General features: G+C 68.6%; 1 protein-coding gene. It reads right to left on the bottom strand.

Annotation, left to right across the window (positions count from 1 at the left end; genetic code table 11):
• Positions 1 to 1016, bottom strand: a 1016-nt coding sequence (locus LBW94_RS44145; RefSeq protein ID WP_225062833.1) for an AMP-binding protein, incomplete at both ends; no start/stop codon positions are given.

Here is a 1016-nt window from a genome sequence, read left to right on the forward strand (position 1 = left end):
GGCAGGGTGACCGGTTCGGGGCGTGGCCGCGGTACCAGCGGAATGCGGGTACCGGATCCGGCCTGGGACTCCAGCCGCGCGGCCAGCCCCGCGACCGTCGACGCCTCGAACAACAACCGGACCGGCACCTCGGTCTCCAACGCCGCCCCCAACCGCGCCGCCACCTGCGTCGCCAGCAGCGAATTACCACCCAGCGCGAAGAAATCATCATCCAAACCCACACCACCGGCGGCCTCCACACCCAGCACCGCCGCCACCACCCCCGCGACCGCCTGCTCCACCATCGTCGCCGGCGCCCGGAACACCGCCGCCGCGAACGACGGCACCGGCAACCCCCGCCGATCCAACTTCCCCGACGCATTCAGCGGCAACGCCTCCAGCACCACCACCGCCGCAGGCACCATATACGCCGGAAGCCGACGCGCCAGACCCGACCGCAACCGATCCGCATCCACCACCGACTCACCGGCAGGCACCACATACCCCACCAGCTGATCACCGAGCCGCTCATCCGCACGCACCACAACCACCGCCTGCGCCACCCCCGGCGACGCCAGCAACTCCGTCTCGATCTCACCCAGCTCGATCCGCAGACCCCGCACCTTCACCTGGAAATCGGTGCGCCCCAGATAATTCAACTCACCCACCGCGGTCCACGCGACCAGATCCCCGCTCCGATACATGCGCTCCCCGACCGCGAACGGATCAGCCACGAACCGATCCGCCGACAGATCCGCACGACCCACATACCCCCGCGCCAACTGCGCACCCGCCAGATACAACTCACCGGCCACACCCACCGGCACCGGACGCAACCGCGCATCCAGCACATACACCCGCGTATTGAACACCGGCGCACCGATCGGCACCGCACCCGAATCCGCATCCGTCACCTCGTGATACGTGACATCCACCGCGGCCTCGGTCGGACCATACAAATTGTGCACCCGCGCACCGGTCAACACCCGCAACCGCTGCGCCACCACACCCGGCAACGCCTCACCGGAGGCGAAAAC

The organism is Nocardia sp. alder85J (assembly GCF_020176955.2).
Taxonomy (GTDB): Bacteria; Actinomycetota; Actinomycetes; order Mycobacteriales; family Mycobacteriaceae; genus Nocardia.